General features: G+C 60.4%; 12 protein-coding genes. 6 read left to right on the top strand and 6 right to left on the bottom strand.

Going from position 1 to position 15,662, the window contains the following annotated elements; all coding sequences use genetic code 11:
* Positions 1-27 precede the first annotated feature (27 nt).
* Positions 28-1,137: a tRNA 2-thiouridine(34) synthase MnmA gene (gene mnmA / locus C1T17_RS17050; RefSeq protein WP_104954458.1), complete on the top strand. Its 1,110-nt coding sequence runs from the start codon at positions 28-30 to the stop codon at positions 1,135-1,137.
* A gap of 121 nt (positions 1,138-1,258) precedes the next feature.
* On the opposite strand, the gene C1T17_RS17045 is transcribed toward mnmA, so the two are convergent.
* Positions 1,259-1,570: a hypothetical protein gene (locus C1T17_RS17045; protein ID WP_104954457.1), complete on the bottom strand. Its 312-nt coding sequence runs from the start codon at positions 1,568-1,570 to the stop codon at positions 1,259-1,261.
* A 38-nt stretch (positions 1,571-1,608) separates the two neighbouring features.
* Here C1T17_RS17045 and C1T17_RS17040 point away from each other — a divergent pair, with 38 nt between their 5' ends.
* A complete protein-coding gene (locus C1T17_RS17040; RefSeq protein WP_223262664.1) occupies positions 1,609-2,724 on the top strand; it encodes a serine hydrolase domain-containing protein in 1,116 nt (371 codons plus the stop codon).
* Here C1T17_RS17040 and C1T17_RS17035 read toward each other — a convergent pair whose 3' ends face one another.
* Positions 2,725-3,264 (bottom strand): hypothetical protein, encoded by a 540-nt coding sequence (locus C1T17_RS17035; RefSeq protein ID WP_104954455.1) that lies wholly within the window; start codon positions 3,262-3,264, stop codon positions 2,725-2,727.
* 46 nt (positions 3,265-3,310) lie between these two features.
* A complete protein-coding gene (gene purD / locus C1T17_RS17030) occupies positions 3,311-4,591 on the bottom strand; it encodes a phosphoribosylamine--glycine ligase (RefSeq protein WP_104954454.1) in 1,281 nt (426 codons plus the stop codon).
* 7 nt (positions 4,592-4,598) lie between these two features.
* Between purD and xseA the strand changes: the two genes are divergently transcribed.
* The 3 genes from xseA to C1T17_RS17015 are packed head-to-tail and all read left to right on the top strand — an operon-like array spanning position 4,599 to position 7,252.
* A complete protein-coding gene (gene xseA / locus C1T17_RS17025) occupies positions 4,599-6,104 on the top strand; it encodes an exodeoxyribonuclease VII large subunit (RefSeq protein WP_104955328.1) in 1,506 nt (501 codons plus the stop codon).
* A 15-nt stretch (positions 6,105-6,119) separates the two neighbouring features.
* Positions 6,120-6,344 carry a DUF2093 domain-containing protein gene (locus C1T17_RS17020; protein ID WP_104954453.1) on the top strand — a complete coding sequence of 75 codons (225 nt, stop codon included), beginning with the start codon at positions 6,120-6,122 and terminating at the stop codon, positions 6,342-6,344.
* Positions 6,341-7,252 carry a M23 family metallopeptidase gene (locus C1T17_RS17015; RefSeq protein WP_223262663.1) on the top strand — a complete coding sequence of 304 codons (912 nt, stop codon included), beginning with the start codon at positions 6,341-6,343 and terminating at the stop codon, positions 7,250-7,252. Before C1T17_RS17020 ends, C1T17_RS17015 begins: the two co-directional genes overlap by 4 nt.
* Positions 7,253-7,260: 8 nt before the next feature.
* On the opposite strand, the gene C1T17_RS17010 is transcribed toward C1T17_RS17015, so the two are convergent.
* The gene (locus C1T17_RS17010; RefSeq protein ID WP_223262662.1) at positions 7,261-7,815 is read right to left on the bottom strand and encodes a hypothetical protein; all 555 of its coding nucleotides are present in this window, start codon (positions 7,813-7,815) and stop codon (positions 7,261-7,263) included.
* Between the two features lie 336 nt (positions 7,816-8,151).
* Between C1T17_RS17010 and C1T17_RS17005 the strand changes: the two genes are divergently transcribed.
* A complete protein-coding gene (locus C1T17_RS17005) occupies positions 8,152-11,076 on the top strand; it encodes a TonB-dependent receptor domain-containing protein (protein ID WP_104954452.1) in 2,925 nt (974 codons plus the stop codon).
* A gap of 56 nt (positions 11,077-11,132) precedes the next feature.
* Here C1T17_RS17005 and clpB read toward each other — a convergent pair whose 3' ends face one another.
* Positions 11,133-13,712: an ATP-dependent chaperone ClpB gene (clpB, locus tag C1T17_RS17000; RefSeq protein WP_104954451.1), complete on the bottom strand. Its 2,580-nt coding sequence runs from the start codon at positions 13,710-13,712 to the stop codon at positions 11,133-11,135.
* A gap of 154 nt (positions 13,713-13,866) precedes the next feature.
* Positions 13,867-15,525 (bottom strand): M28 family metallopeptidase, encoded by a 1,659-nt coding sequence (locus C1T17_RS16995; protein WP_104954450.1) that lies wholly within the window; start codon positions 15,523-15,525, stop codon positions 13,867-13,869.
* Between the last annotated feature and the right edge of the window lie 137 nt (positions 15,526-15,662).

Raw genomic sequence — 15,662 nt, 5'->3', positions numbered from 1 at the left:
GTATTTTCAGGCTATGGGCGAGCCATCATGCAGGGTGATTTTCAACTGGAGCCGCCATTTTCGGCACGGCGGATCGTCGTCGCCATGTCGGGCGGCGTGGATTCCAGCGTGGTTGCGGCGCTGGCGGCACGCACCGGCGCGGAAACGATTGGGGTCACGCTTCAGCTTTACGATCATGGCGCGGCAACCGGGCGGACGGGAAGTTGCTGCGCGGGGCAGGACATTCGTGATGCCCGAGCCGTTGCAGATCGCCTAGGCATCGCGCACTATGTATTTGATTATGAAAGCAAATTCCGTGATTCTGTGATCGCTGACTTTGCCGACGAATATATGGTGGGCCGTACGCCGATCCCTTGCGTGAAATGCAATATGAGCGTCAAGTTCACCGACTTGTTTGCACTTGCCCGCGACCTGGGCGCGGATTGCCTTGCGACTGGTCACTATGTGCGCCGGGTGATGGGCGCGCACGGGCCGGAACTCCATCGCGCCGTCGATGCTGCACGTGACCAGAGCTATTTTCTGTTCGCAACCACTGCGGAGCAACTTGATTATCTCCGCTTTCCGCTGGGTGGCATGCCGAAACCTCAAGTCCGCGCGATTGCAGAGGAACTGGGGCTTGCGGTTGCGATGAAGCCGGACAGTCAGGACATCTGCTTCGTTCCCGATGGCGACTATGCAAAAATCGTACGGAGCGTCCGCCCCGACGCTGACGAAGGCGGTCCGATAGTGCATGTCGATGGCCGGGAGCTGGGTCAGCATCGCGGACTGATCCACTACACCGTTGGCCAGCGTAAAGGGCTGGAGATCGGCGGACAGGCAGCGCCGCTGTATGTCGTTCGCCTGGATCCGGCGCGCAAGGCCGTGGTGGTGGGTCCAAAGGCGGCGCTTGCCGTTGCATCGGCATCGCTTACCGACATCAACTGGTTGGGTCGTGATTTTTCCGGGCCGCTGACGGCCAAGGTCCGGTCGATGGCGCGGCCCGTGCCTGCGCGGCTGGATGACGGAAAGTTGATTTTCGATACGCCAGAGTTGGGGGTTGCACCAGGGCAAGCTGCTGTCTTCTACAATGGCGAGCGCGTGCTGGGGGGAGGCTGGATCGCTGAAACGCAGGCGGCGATGCTGGACGTGGCCGCCTAGCGTAGCTTAAATTCCACTCGGGCTGAGCGAAGTCGAAGCCTTGTACTGAACGAATTGAAGTGTGCTTCACCTCCGGCTCGGCATACCCCCCGCGACTTCGCTTCGCTCGAATCCCGACAGTTTATTCCAGCAAACATCCAAACCCCGCCCGATATCGTGCGGTCCGATTCGCCATCAGTGGCACGCGTGCGGTCACGGATCTGTCGCTCGGCGAATCGGTGAGGCTCACGATCTCCATGCCCGGCTCGGTGTCGCCCTTGCAGCTTTGCATGTCGCGGCCCTCGACATAGCGGCACGAGCAGGTCATCCGCGCCCCATAGCCTGCGCCGACCTGCGCCTTGGCCTGCCACACACGCCAGTTCCAGGCGAGCGCCGCCATCAGCACTATGGCAAGAACAAGGGCGACGAAACGCCAGCGACGACTGTTCGACATGCCTCCCCTTTCCGCGACGCCATGCTATGAGCCGCGCCATGAAGACGAAAACCGCAGTCCGCGCAAGCCTCGCGCTGCTCCCGCTCGCGCTATTGGCAAGCGTCGTCTCCGGGCAGCAGAAATCGTCGGGCCTCTACACCGTCGACGCCGACGATGCTGTTCCGGAAGGCGCGTTACGCGGCGCCATTGACGGCATCTTCGATGCGGAGGACATGGGCGATACGCGCGCCTTGATCGTCGTGCATGACGGTAAGATTATTGCCGAGCGTTACGCATCTGGTTTTGGACCGGATACGAAGCAACTCTCCTGGTCAATGGCAAAGACAGTGACGGCGGTTCTCGTGGGCCTGATGGTTTCAGATGGTCGCCTCGCGCTCGATTCGCCCGCGCCCGTGCCCGCATGGAGCCAGGCGGGCGACCCGAGGAGCGGGATTACCCTGCGGCAGTTGCTCACAATGTCCTCCGGCCTCGCCCATGCCGAGGATGCGGACGATGCGGGCGGCGCGATTGCTGATGCCGATACGCCGCGAATGCTTTTCACCGATGGCGTTGCGGACATGGCGGGCTATGCCGAAGCCAAGCCGATGGCGCAGCACCCCGGCACGCACTTCAACTACAGCACCGCAACCACTGTTATCCTGAGCGACATCCTGACACGGATGCTGACCGGTAGCACCGACCCCGAAAAGCGCCGCGCGGCTATGATGCAGTTTATTGAAGGGCGTTTGAAACAACCGGTGGGCCTTGCAAGCCTGACGCCGGAATTCGACGCACGCGGCACTATGATCGGCGGCAGCATCATGCACATGACGGCACGCGATTACGCGAGCTTCGGCGAGTTCCTCCGCAACAAGGGCCGCGCTAATGGACGTCAGATCCTTTCACAGCGCTGGGTCCAGTTCATGAAGACGCCGAGTTCGCAAAATCCCGCTTATGGCGGCCACCTGTGGCTGAACCGGCCGAGCGACCGCAGCCCGTTGTTTCCCGATGATGCCCCACGCAGCCTTTTTGCCTGCGTCGGACACAACGGACAGTACATCCTCGTTTCACCGGCTCAGCGTCTGACTGTAGTGCGGCTGGGCGTCTCGGACAGTGCGGAGCGCAAGCCATTGCGGACTGCGCTCGCCAAGCTGGTGGGACTGTTCCCGCGCTAGTTACAGTCTCCCGTATTTCGCTTCAAATCCGGCGATATCCCCGGCTGCCAGATATTTTGCCTGATCGATCCAATGGTCCCGGATTGGCCGGCCCTTGAAGTTGCCCAGGCGCGCGTCAATGGCGGCTAAATCTGTGTCGGTCCACTCTGCGATCTGCGCATAACGTGTGACGCCGAGTTCTCCCAGCAAGGCAGCGAGTTTGGGGCCTACGCCCTTCATTTTCAGCAGATTGTCCGACCCATCGAGCTGGGTCGTCGCGGCAGGCGTGATGGGAACCATCACGGTAGGGACAACGGCGTCTGCTATCACGGCTTCGGGTAGGGGCGGCGCGCTAACCGGGATCGGATCGACGGTCGGTAGCGGTGGCGCGGTTGGATCGGCGATGGGCGGCGAAGTGATCGTGGGCGTAGACGACGTTCCAGAAGTAGAGTCGACCGCGTCCTCACTACTTTTCCTGCCGAACAGCAGATAAAGCACTACGATGAGCACCAGCAGGGCAATTACCAACCACAGGCCGTAGGTCGTCACGAAGTCGTTCATGGGTTCAGCCTCCTGTGTCGCATCGACCCTAGGACAAGTTCTCGGATCATGCCACGGCTTCGCGTTCGATTTCGCGCCAGCCTATGTCGCGGCGGCAAAAGCCTGTCGCAAAATCAATCGCGTCCACTGCGGCATAAGCCTTAGCTTGCGCCTCTCGCACCGTTGCGCCAGTCGCGGTCACATTCAGCACGCGGCCGCCACTGGCGACAAGAGTGTCGCTCACGAGCGACGTACCCGCATGGAAAACCTTTGCGCCGGCGGCCTCAGCGGTTTCGATGCCGGTAATACTGCCGCCTTTTTCTGGGGTGCCGGGATAGCCATTGGCGGCCATTACGACCGTGAGCGCTGAGTCAGCGGAGAGGGTGACGGTCGGATGCTGTGCCAACTTGCCCTGAGCTACGGCGAGCAGCAGCGTCACGAGATCGTCCTGCAACCGCATCATCAGCACCTGACATTCCGGGTCGCCAAAGCGCGCATTATATTCGATGAGCTTTGGCCCTGTCGGGGTCAGCATCAGGCCAGCGTAGAGCACGCCGCTATAAGGCATCCCCTCCGCCGCCATCGTCGCGACAGTCGGCTTGATTATCTCCCCGATCACCCGCGCCTCCAGCGCAGGGGTAAGAACGGGCGCGGGACTATATGCGCCCATGCCGCCGGTGTTTGGGCCGGTGTCCCCATCGCCCACGCGCTTGTGATCCTGTGCCGATCCGAAGGGCAGGATAGAGGTGCCGTCCGTCAGCGCAAAGAAGCTGGCTTCCTCGCCCGTCATGAATTCTTCGATCACCACCTCCGCCCCGGCATCGCCGAAGCTGCCGGAGAACATATCTTCGAGCGCTGCTTCAGCTTCGGCACGGGTCATCGCGATGATGACTCCCTTGCCCGCCGCGAGACCGTCTGCCTTAATGACTACGGGCAAGCCGAAGGGCGCAAGAGCGCCGATACCCTCGGCCTTGCTGGTAACGCGCACATACCCGGCGGTGGGAATACTTGCCCGGCGACACAGATCCTTGGTAAAGCCCTTCGATCCCTCCAGCTGTGCTGCCAGCCGCGACGGCCCGAACACCGGCACGCCTGCTTCGCGAAGACTATCCGCTAGCCCATCGACCAGGGGCGCTTCCGGCCCGATCACCACAAGGCCGATGCGCTGGTCCGCGCAAAATGCCAAAACTGCCGCATGATCTGTCGCGGCAAGGTCGACCAGTACGCTATGTTGCGCTATGCCGGGATTGCCGGGCGCAGCGAACAGCGTGTCGCACGCCGGTGATTGCGCCAGCTTCCACGCCAGCGCATGTTCGCGCCCGCCGCTGCCAAGCAAGAGGATGTTCATCGCCACTATGTCCCCGGAATTTGAGTCTGCCTATGATCCGTCGGGCCGCCTGTTAGCGGAGGATACGCCGGGCGACAACGCGCCGCCGCTATCGGTGAGCGAATTGGCGTCGCGATTGAAGCGCACGGTCGAGGATCGCTTTGGCCATGTAAAGCTGCGCGGGGAGATTTCCGGCTATAAAAAGGCGGCGTCGGGTCACGTCTATCTGTGCCTGAAGGACGACAGCGCCGTGATCGATGGCGTAATGTGGAAGGGCGGGGCAGGGCGGCTTGCCTTTGCCCCCGCCGATGGCATCGAAGTCGTCGCCACGGGGAAGCTCACCACCTATCCCGGCCGTTCGAAATATCAGATCGTCATCGAGAAGATGGAACTGGCGGGCGAAGGCGCGCTCATGCAGTTGCTCGAACGCCTAAAACAGAAACTCGCCGCCGAAGGATTGTTTGCGGCGGAGCGTAAGAAGCCGCTGCCATTCCTGCCCAAAGTGATCGGCGTAGTCACATCCCCCACCGGCGCTGTCATCCGCGACATTTTGCACAGGCTGGAGGATCGCTGCCCCACGCATGTCCTCGTCTGGCCGGTGCTGGTGCAGGGGGAGGGGGCCGCCGCACAGATTGCCAATGCCGTGCGCGGCTTCGACGCCATGCCCCTCGACGGCCCGGTGCCACGTCCCGATCTGGTGATCGTCGCGCGCGGCGGCGGATCGATCGAGGATCTGTGGTCCTTCAACGAGGAAGTTGTCGTCCGGGCGGTCGCGGGTTGCTCGATCCCGATCATCAGCGCCGTGGGGCATGAGACCGACACGACCCTTTGCGACTTCGCCGCCGACGTGCGCGCGCCGACCCCCACGGCGGCAGCGGAAATCGCCGTACCCGTCCGCGCCGACCTGATGGCGATGCTTACCGAGCAGGGTCTGCGCGCAGGTCGTGCCGTCCGCCGCAACGCCACGCAAGCACGCGAGCGGTTGGAGACGCAGGTCCGCCTGCTCCCCGCGCCCGATGCGCTGCTGGCAACGCAGCGCCAGCGCGCCGATGATATGGGCGAGCGGTTGGGGCGGGGCCTGCGCCACCGCGTTACCGACGCCCGCGCCGAACTGGCAGGCGCTGCGGGTGCCTTGCGTCCCGCCTTGCTGCTTCAGCGGATCGCGCGCGATCGGCATCGGGTGGAAACTGTCCGGCTTGTGCCTGAACTTCTGACCCGGCGTCTTGCGATGGCGACCACGGCGCTGGATGGGCTAACGCGTCTAGCCCTGTCGCTCGATCCACGCCGACCCCCACGCCCCGGCTTCGCGCTTGTCACCTCGGGCGGCCATGTCGTGATCAGTGCCGCCGAGGCGCAGCGTCTTGGCCGCGTCACGCTTACCTTCGGCCCTCAGGACACCATCGACGCAACCATCGCCGGGGTTGAGCCAGCGCGGCAGCAGGATATATTGGCTAGCTCTCCTGCCGCGCCCCGACCCGCCCGCCCGAAAAAGCGCGCCGGCGAAACGACGCAACAGGATCTGTTCTCCTCCTGACCGGAACGTAAGACGATGTTGATGTCCAAGCGCGACCAGCCCGCCCGGCTGCACTATATGTCCTATAGCTACCGGGTGCTGAGCCCCGGCGATCATGTGCTGTGCGCGGTGTCGGGTAAGCGGATCCCGCTGGAGGATCTACGCTACTGGAATATTGCGCGGCAGGAACCTTATGCCAGCGCAGAATATTCGGTGCAGGCGGAGTTGGCGGATCGCAGGGCCCGCGGGGTCATTGCATGAAGCTGGCCCGTGCTGGCGTAATGCTGGCGATTGTCGGGGCAGCGTCAGGCTGCGTTGCGCCAGTAAAAGATAGCACAGCCGTTGCATCTGCACCCTGGCCTCCAACTGTCGCGTCAGAAGTACGCATCACGCAGGAGCCGCTGCCCGCAAACTTTGCACTGGAGGGCGCGATCATGCAGGGCGGCTTGGCGATCGGCACTGCGCCTGCCGACACGGTGGCACTTTCCTTCAACGGACAGAGCGTCTCCGTCGATGCGGAAGGCCGCTTCCTCATTGCTTTCGACCGTGATGCTCCGCTGCTCGCTACGTTGAAAGCGACCGTGCGCGATGGTCGCTCCATTACGCGGACGCTGATCGTGGCGCGACGCGAATGGCGGATCGAGCGGATCGACGCGCCAATGCGCCCGACCAAAGATACTGAGGCGTTCCTCCTGCTGCGTCGACCCGAGTTGCAACGTATCGCTACCGCTCGCGCGGCGCACAGTGACAGCCGTGGCTGGCGGCAGCGCTTAATATGGCCGCTAACCGGACGAATTTCCGGACTGTTTGGCGCGCAGCGCATCTATCGTGGCGAACCGGCCGCCTACCACGGTGGTGTCGACATCGCAGGAATTACAGGCACGCCGGTCCGCGCACCCGCCGACGGCATCGTCGTACTGGCGGCGGAAAAGCCCTTCACGCTCGAAGGCGATCTCCTGATGATCGACCACGGCGCTGGATTGAACAGCGCTTTCCTGCATCTCTCGCGGATTGATGTAGCGCAAGGCGCACAGGTGACACGTGGTCAGATCATAGGCGCAGTAGGCAGCACGGGCCGCGCAACTGGCCCGCACCTTCACTGGGCAATGAAATGGAACGACGCTCGGATCGATCCGATGCTGATCGCGGGGCCGATGCCTACTCCGTGAGGTGACATCTACCCGACGCGTTTCATGCGGACCGATGTCCAGCCGTTCACGCTACCCATGAAGCTGCCCAATGAGGCGCGTTTGATGACGATGGGCAGACCTGCCTTGGGAAGACGATTAGCGATGGGTTCGGTGGTTTGCCACTGCGCACCGTCTTCAAGCATAAACTGCCATTTGCCGTAGCCGAGATTTGTGGCGGACTTAATGGTTGTTTCGATTTTCGCGAATTCCGCGGCTTGCGGACCACGGTTGTCGCCTCCGTCGTTCAGGAACGGAAGTCTTGGGAGCGAGAACCCGAAGAGTGACCTACGAGTTTTTTTCAGTTCCTCCTTGTCCAGCACCACCACTTCGTCCCGCTGGGCTGCGGTAGCCATTGCACTGACCTGTTGGTCGTAACACTCAAGACGTGCGATGCTGTCGGAAAGACCGCGGCAGTCGAGCACTTTGGTAAATACCTCCGCGCGGGGCTGCGTCTGAGCAGTGGCGTGTAAGCCGGAGGTCGCCCAACCTGTCAGCAATATCCCTGCGCCAACGATGCCAGCGCGGACTTTCCGTGTTGTCATATATTTGTTCCTCACAAGGCATTCCATGCCATACTCTCTCACTTTTTGCGCGCGCCAGTAAGGTAGCGATACGCACCCAAGGATACACTTTAGGCGGACGCCATGAGATGATGCAAATGGCCGTGTCATCAGGATCAAAGGTGTTGCAAATTTACTACAAGAATAGCCAAAACGCGGGCAATCCAGGTCCGTATCTTTACAGAGGTTGAACGCCCGCGCAGAAGGTTAAGCAGCCCGTGCGAAAGGCTCTGCTGTCGGGCTTCTTCGTCTTTCGCACGTAAGCAATTAAAAAGGCAGGTTAAAATCTGTCGGAACTCCAGAGCAAGGGACTGGATAGTGAATACATTTTCTAAGAGAGCACTTTTGCGTACTAGCGCCGCACCGGCGATCCTCGGCGCATCACTGATGGCGACCGTCGCTTTTGCGCAAGACGTACCGCAGGCTTCTGATGCTGCCGATACGGGTGATGCCATCGTCGTTACGGGATCATTGATCCGTGATCCCAATCTCATACGATCAAGTCCCGTGATCGGCGTGACGTCCAAAGAAGTGGAATTGCGTCAGTCCAACGTGGCAGAAGAATTTCTGCGCAGCATTCCTGGGATCGTGGCGGACCAAGGTAGTGCCGTCAACAACGGCCAAACGGGCGCCTCTTTTGTCAATCTGCGCGGTCTTGGATCTAACCGAAACCTTGTGCTCTTGGATGGGACGCGAATTGTCCCTGCGGATTTGACAGGCGCGGTCGATCTTAACAACATTCCTCTTGCTCTTATAGAGCGTACCGACGTCCTTACAGGCGGCGCCACGACGACGTATGGTGCCGACGCAGTGTCCGGCGTGGTCAACTTCATTACAAAGCGCGACTTTGCTGGTGTGAATGCAACGGTCAGCAATCAGATTACTGAGCAGGGTGATGGGTATACCTTGCGAGCGGACCTGACGATTGGCGCCAACTTTGACGACGGTCGCGGTAATGCGGTGTTCAGCATCGGTTACCAAAAAGCAAAGCCAGTTTATCAAGGCGATCGCAGCTTCTCGCGTTTCGCCATCGACCAGACTTCCGGAGCGCAAGGTGGTTCGGCCACCACTGTTCCATCCTATTTCTTTGCTCCAGTAGTAGGTCAGATTAACCCGGCGACGGGGCTTGTCGATGAAGATTACTTCGCACCGTACAACTATAATCCGGTTAACTTGTACCAGACGCCGTTCCAAAGATACAATATGTACGGCGCAGCGCATTATGAAGTTTCAGATGCGGTGGAAGTCTATGCTCAGGGCTTATTTTCGAAGAACAAGGTATCGACAGTTTCTGCGTCATCCGGCACGTTCTTCAACGATTATGACATTCCGGTCAGCAATCCGTTCCTGACAGATGCCTTGCGTACGCAATTCTGTGACGCGGGGGGCATCAGTGCTGCAGAATGTGCCGCGGCAGCTACGATTACTGATCCGAATAACCCCGCTTACCGCACGTTCGGAGCCTCTATCGGCCGTCGCTTCGTAGAGGCAGGGCCGCGCCTTTCCGAATACACGACCACGATGTTCAACTATCGTATGGGCGCAACCGGCGGCCTCATCAGCAATTTGGCTTGGGATGTGTACGGTTCCTATGGCGAGTCCGAAAACATCCAGCGCCAGAGCGGCAACGGCTTGAACTCGCGGGTTAAGCAGGCGCTGCAGGCCGTCGACGCGAGTACCTGCGTTGATCCTACCGGTGGTTGCGTGCCACTCAATCTTTTCGGTAATAATGGATCTATTACGCCAGACATGATCCGGTTCTTGGATGTTTCAGTGTCTTCCAGCGTGAAGACGTCACTGGGCCAAGTTCACGGACAGATTTCCGGTGACTTCGGACTTGTGAGCCCGCTTGCATCGCGACCCATCAATATTGCTATCGCGGGTGAGTACCGGAAATATAAGGCGTCTACGTCGTCGGATTTGGCGAGCCAGACTCCGAGCGAAGTCTTGGGAAATGGCGCTGCGACGCCCGACAGCACAGGCGCATATGATGTCCACGAATTTTTTGCGGAAATCGTCGCCCCGCTGATTGAAAATCGCCCATTCATTCAAAGCTTGACCTTTGAAGGCGGTGTTCGTCAGTCTGATTACTCCACGACCGGCAGCAACTTCACTTGGAAGACGGGCGGAAGCTGGGCTCCGATAAGCAGCCTCCGTTTCCGTGGGAACTATCAAAAAGCTGTCCGTGCTCCCAACATCAGCGAGTTGTATCAGCCGTTGGTCGTAGGGCTCGACAACCTGGCGAATGATCCTTGTGCTGGTACTGCACCTACGCTTAACGCGAATCTTGGTGCAATATGTCTTGCGCAGGGCGCCCCGTCGATCGGCAGTATTCCACAACCGTCCGCGGGCCAGCCCAACGTTTCGACAGGCGGCAATCTCGATTTGGACGTCGAAAAGGCGACGACGTATACCATTGGCGGCGTATTCGAGCCGGTGTTTGCACGTGGGCTAAATATCTCGGTCGATTACTATAACATCAAGGTTGTGAATGCGATCACCACGCCGACTGTTGGCGACGTTATCGGTGCATGCTTCAACAACATCACAGCAGCCAGCGCTCAAAGTCCTGCATGCCTTGCGATTCAGCGCAACCCTAATACGGGTGCCTTGAGTGGCGATGCCGCTTCGACACCCGGAATTGGTCTGCCGTTGTCGAACCTTGGTGAATTGATGACGGATGGCATCGATCTGACGGTTAATTACGATCGTGACATCGGCTTTGCGAATTTGGGCCTTAATTTCTCCGGCAACTGGACAAGCCGATCCAAGTTCAAGGCTACGCCGTCGTCGGTCAATCGCGATTGCGTCGGTTATTACAGCGTTAATTGCGCGTCGATACAGCCCGAATTCCAGTGGAATTTCCGTTCCACCTTGTCATTCGAGAAGTTTGATATTTCCGTGCTTTGGCGTCACCTGAGCAGCCAAAAATACGAACCGTTGCAACTGGCGGACGATCTTGCTCATGATGCTGATCCAGTATTGGTTGATGCGGATGGCACTGTCGCTCCGCTTGATGAATATCGTCGGATAAAAGCGATGGACTATTTTGACCTGACTGCGCGTTTTGCACCGACCGATGTCATAACCATTACGGCATCTGTGATGAACGTCTTTGATAAGAAACCACCGATCGTCGGAGCGACAATTGGTTCCACCAGCTACAATAACGGTAACACCTATCCGTCGACATATGACGCATTAGGTCGCCGCTTTGCTGTGACGGCGGGCCTGCGCTTTTAATAGCGTTACTCTGTTAGTTACCGGCCATGCGGACATACGTCCGCATGGCCGAACTTTTATTGAACCTCCAACACCAGCGCTCCATCGCCCTCATCGACCTGCACCGTTGCGCCGTCATGCACATCGCCGCGCAGGATCAGGTCTGCCAGGGGATCTTGCAGATATCGTTGCACCGAGCGCTTCAAGGGACGCGCGCCATAGACCGGATCGTAACCCACACGACCCAGCCATGCGCGTGCGCCGTCCGTCAGGTTCAGCGTCACCTTACGGTCTTTTAGCAACTTCTGTACGCGGCCGACCTGAATATCGACGATGGGACCCATGTGTTCTGCCGCGAGGCGGTGGAACAGGATGATCTCGTCCAGCCGGTTAAGGAACTCGGGCCGAAAATGGCCGCGCACAATCTCCATCACTTGCGGCTCGACATCCTCGACCTTCTGCCCGTCGGTCATGTTGGACAGGTATTGGCTGCCCAGGTTTGATGTCAGCACAATGATGCTGTTCGTGAAGTCCACCGTGCGGCCCTGCCCATCGGTCAGGCGGCCGTCATCCAGCACTTGCAGCAGGATGTTGAACACGTCGCCATGCGCCTTTTCGACTTCATCGAACAGGATCACCTGATAGGGCCGTCGCCGGATCGCTTCGGTCAGCACGCCGCCTTCCTCATAGCCGACATAGCCCGGAGGCGCACCGATCAGCCGTGCGACCGAATGCTTCTCCATGAATTCGCTCATGTCGATGCGCACCATGGCGCTGCTGTCGTCGAACAGGAATTCGGCCAGCGCCTTGGTTAGTTCGGTCTTGCCGACACCCGTAGGGCCGAGGAACAGGAATGAGCCCAAAGGCCGGTTCGGATCCTGTAACCCCGCGCGGCTGCGGCGGACGGCGGTGGAGACGGCTTTTACCGCGTCCGCCTGTCCGATGACGCGCTTGCCAATCTCGGTTTCCATGGCCAGCAGCTTCTCGCGCTCCCCCTCCATCATTCGCTCGACGGGAATGCCGGTCCAGCGGGCCACGACACCGGCGATGTCCTCCGCCGTCACTTCCTCGCGCAGCATCGCGCCTTCCGACGCGGTCGCGGCGGCGGCAAGCTGCTTCTCCAGTTGCGGGATTGTGCCGTATGACAGTTCGCTCATTTTCGCGAGATCGCCCGCGCGCTGCGCCTGCTCCAATTCCAGACGCGCGCCTTCTAGCTGCTCCTTGATCTTCGATTCGCCCGCAATCTTGTCCTTTTCTGCCTGCCAGCGCTGCGTCAGTTCGGACGATTGCTGCTCCAAATTGGCGAGGTCTTCCTCCAGCGCGGTCAACCGCTCCTGGGACGCGCGATCCGTTTCTTTCTTCAGAGCCTCACGCTCGATCTTCAACTGGATGATGCGGCGGTCGAGATTCTCGATCTCTTCAGGCTTGCTCTCCACCTCCATGCGCAGCCGCGACGCGGCTTCGTCCATCAGGTCGATGGCCTTGTCGGGCAGAAAGCGGTCCGTGATATAACGATGCGAGAGCGTCGCGGCGGACACCAGAGCACTGTCGGTGATCCGCACGCCATGGTGCAGTTCGTATTTTTCTTTCAGGCCGCGCAGGATCGATACCGTATCCTCGACCGTCGGTTCGCCCACGAACACCGGCTGAAAGCGCCGTTGCAGCGCCGGGTCTTTCTCCACATGCTTGCGATATTCGTCCAGCGTGGTTGCGCCGATGCAATGTAGTTCACCGCGCGCAAGGGCAGGCTTCAAAAGGTTGGAGGCGTCCATCGCGCCTTCGCCCTTGCCCGCGCCGATCAGCGTATGCATCTCGTCTATGAACAGGACGATCTGGCCTTCCGCGCCCTTCACTTCGTCTAGCACGCCCTTCAGCCGCTCCTCGAATTCGCCGCGATATTTGGCACCTGCGATCAGCGACCCCATGTCGAGGGCCATCAGCGTGCGGTCTTTCAGCGTGTCGGGCACGTCGCCATTGGCGATGCGCAGGGCAAGGCCCTCCGCGATGGCGGTCTTGCCGACGCCGGGCTCGCCGATCAACACGGGATTGTTTTTGGTGCGGCGGGCGAGGATCTGCACGGTTCGGCGGATTTCCTCGTCGCGGCCGATGACGGGATCGAGCTTTCCGTCACGGGCTGCCTGCGTCAAGTCGCGTGCGAATTTCTTGAGCGCGTCGTAGCGATCTTCTGCGGACGCCGTGTCGGCGGTTCGCCCGCCGCGCAGGCTGTTGATCGCGCCGTTCAGAGCCTCCGCCTTCACGCCTGCCGCCGCCAATGCCTTCCCTGCGGTCGTGGTGGTCGACAGGGCGAGAGCTAATAACAGCCGCTCGACCGTCACATAACTATCGCCTGCTTTTTGCGCGACTTGCTCCGCCTGATCCAGCACGCGGACGGAGTCGTTGTCCAGGCCTGGCGTCTGCTGCGCACCACTGCCCGACACCGCAGGCACTTTCGCCAGCGCCGCATCCGTTTCGCGCATTGCGGTGGCCGGATCGCCGCCAGCGGCCCGGATCAATCCGGACGCCATGCCCTGCTCGTCTTCCAGCAGCGCCTTCAAGAGATGCTCCGGGCTGATCCGCTGATGGTTCATCCGGATCGCGACGGTCTGCGCCGATTGGAGAAAGCCCTTGGCGCGGTCGGTGAATTTTTCGAGGTTCATATGCTTACCCTAAAACCCTAGTCTTGGGTGGGATATGGTGTTGCTGAAAAGACACACAAGGGGGCGGGGCTGAAAACCTGCTTAGTCCGCGCTGCACCGCAAATCCCATTTACCCTTCGACTTCGCTCAGCCCCATGGAAGGCGGTGTCCCTTCCTATTGCCCAGATTTCGCGGCCTTCTTCGCCCCCGGTGCGAAGACATCACCGAAGAAGTCTTTCTCATACCACATCGGCGCTACGTCTCCGTCCGCCATGGCCCTCGTAATCCGGTAATTTGCTTCGGCAAAGCGAGCGCCCGCTTCCCAGTCGATCTTCTGGTTCATGTCGTCGCCGGGATGGTGGTAATTGCCCGATAGGAACGTCTCCCACGCCTTTGCCCCGCCATTGGCATAGCCGGTCGCCAGGAACACGGCGGGGACGCCTTGCTTCACGAACATATAATGGTCGGAGCGCACGAAAATGCTCTCCTGCGGCATCGGGTCGGGCGCGAGCTTGAGGTTCATCGGTGCGACGGCCTTGGCGACTATGGGACCGAGCGTCGAGTGATCCGCCCCGAACGCGATCACGTCCGTAAAGGGATAAAGCAGCAGCGGCATGTCCAGATCGACATTGCCGACGATCCTGTCACCCGGAACGCTCGGGTGACGCGCGAAGTAATCCGCGCCCAGCAGTCCGCGCTCTTCCGCCGTGGAGGCGAGGAAGATGATCGAACGGCGCGGCTTCGTTGGAACGCTGGCGGCGGCGCGCGCCACTTCCAGCATCGTTGCGATGCCCGCCGCATTATCGAGCGCGCCATTGTTGATGTGATCCGTGCCCGTCGGCTCGCCAGCCTTCGCCTTGCTGATGCCGATATGGTCGAGATGCGCGGACAGTACGACATATTCGCTGGCAAGCTTGGGGTCGGACCCCGGCAGGATTGCCGCGACATTGGAGCTGGTGATCCGCTTGCTCGTACTCTCGTTCTGGATGCGAATGCCAGTCTTAAGCGCAAAGCCCTTAGGCCGACTGCCAGCCTTGTCCGCTTCCTTGCGGATCGTGGCGAGCGACTTGGCCGCGCCTGCGAACACCGCGTCCGCAGCCGGACCGTTGAGCGACGCGGAGGCGCGGATGCCGGGCGCTTCATCGAATGCCTTGCCATCTTTGCCGACCCAGGTGAAGCTCGACGCGTCGGCGGTTTGCAGCATCCGTTCCCACGGCCGCGCCTTCATCGACTGCAGGGTGCCCACGCTGATGATGCCGATCGCGCCATGGCGCTGTGCGGCTTCCGCCTTGGTTGCACCGACATGCGCGCCTTCCTCGCTCGGCATGCCCTTGGGGAAGCCGCGCAGGGTGACGACGATCTTGCCCTTCACGTCCAGCCCGGCATAATCATCGATACCTAGCGGCGCGCTTTCGATGCCATAGCCGACGAAAACCAACGGCGCGGATATGTCGAGCTTTGGCTCATTCGCGTTGGTGCCGATCAGCACCTCGGTCGCATGCTTCCAGCTTTTCTCTGCGCCTGCGCCGCTGATCGTCACTGTGCCCGGCGTGGCGCCGCGGTCGGTCTGCTGAAAAGTGACGGTCTGATACCAGCTTCCGTTTTCGCCCGCCGGTTTTAGTCCCAGGGCGTCGAACCGAGTAGCGACGTAGCGCGCGGCGATCTCCTGGCCCCGGCTGCCGGTGTCTCGCCCCTCCAGCATGTCGTCGGCAAGGAACGCGACGTGCGCGCGGACGCCTTCTGGCGTGAACGCTGGCTCGTCCTTACCGCTTTGTGCCAAGGCCGAAGTCGAAAGAAGTGCGAGCATGAAGGCTGCGCAGATGGAACGTGTCATGGGGAAAATCTCTCCGGAAGGTCTTTAGGCAAAGCGCCAATTGAGCCAATTGAGCCAATTGAGCCAATTGAGCCAATTGAGCCAATTGAGCCAATTGAGCCAATTGAGCCAATTGAGCCAATTGAGCCAAAAGTATC

Source organism: Sphingobium sp. SCG-1 (genome assembly GCF_002953135.1).
GTDB lineage: Bacteria > Pseudomonadota > Alphaproteobacteria > Sphingomonadales > Sphingomonadaceae > Sphingobium.
This window is presented reverse-complemented; position numbering and strand designations above follow the sequence as displayed.

Coding starts and splice junctions, on each gene's coding strand:
- C1T17_RS17045 (WP_104954457.1), bottom strand. CDS start 1,570: ATGTCGAACAGTCGTCGCTGGCGTTTCGTCGCCCTTGTTCTTGCCATA.
- clpB (WP_104954451.1), bottom strand. CDS start 13,712: ATGAACCTCGAAAAATTCACCGACCGCGCCAAGGGCTTTCTCCAATCG.
- purD (WP_104954454.1), bottom strand. CDS start 4,591: ATGAACATCCTCTTGCTTGGCAGCGGCGGGCGCGAACATGCGCTGGCG.
- C1T17_RS17020 (WP_104954453.1), top strand. CDS start 6,120: ATGTTGATGTCCAAGCGCGACCAGCCCGCCCGGCTGCACTATATGTCC.
- C1T17_RS17010 (WP_223262662.1), bottom strand. CDS start 7,815: ATGACAACACGGAAAGTCCGCGCTGGCATCGTTGGCGCAGGGATATTG.
- mnmA (WP_104954458.1), top strand. CDS start 28: ATGCAGGGTGATTTTCAACTGGAGCCGCCATTTTCGGCACGGCGGATC.
- C1T17_RS16995 (WP_104954450.1), bottom strand. CDS start 15,525: ATGACACGTTCCATCTGCGCAGCCTTCATGCTCGCACTTCTTTCGACT.
- C1T17_RS17015 (WP_223262663.1), top strand. CDS start 6,341: ATGAAGCTGGCCCGTGCTGGCGTAATGCTGGCGATTGTCGGGGCAGCG.
- C1T17_RS17040 (WP_223262664.1), top strand. CDS start 1,609: ATGAAGACGAAAACCGCAGTCCGCGCAAGCCTCGCGCTGCTCCCGCTC.
- xseA (WP_104955328.1), top strand. CDS start 4,599: ATGTCCCCGGAATTTGAGTCTGCCTATGATCCGTCGGGCCGCCTGTTA.
- C1T17_RS17035 (WP_104954455.1), bottom strand. CDS start 3,264: ATGAACGACTTCGTGACGACCTACGGCCTGTGGTTGGTAATTGCCCTG.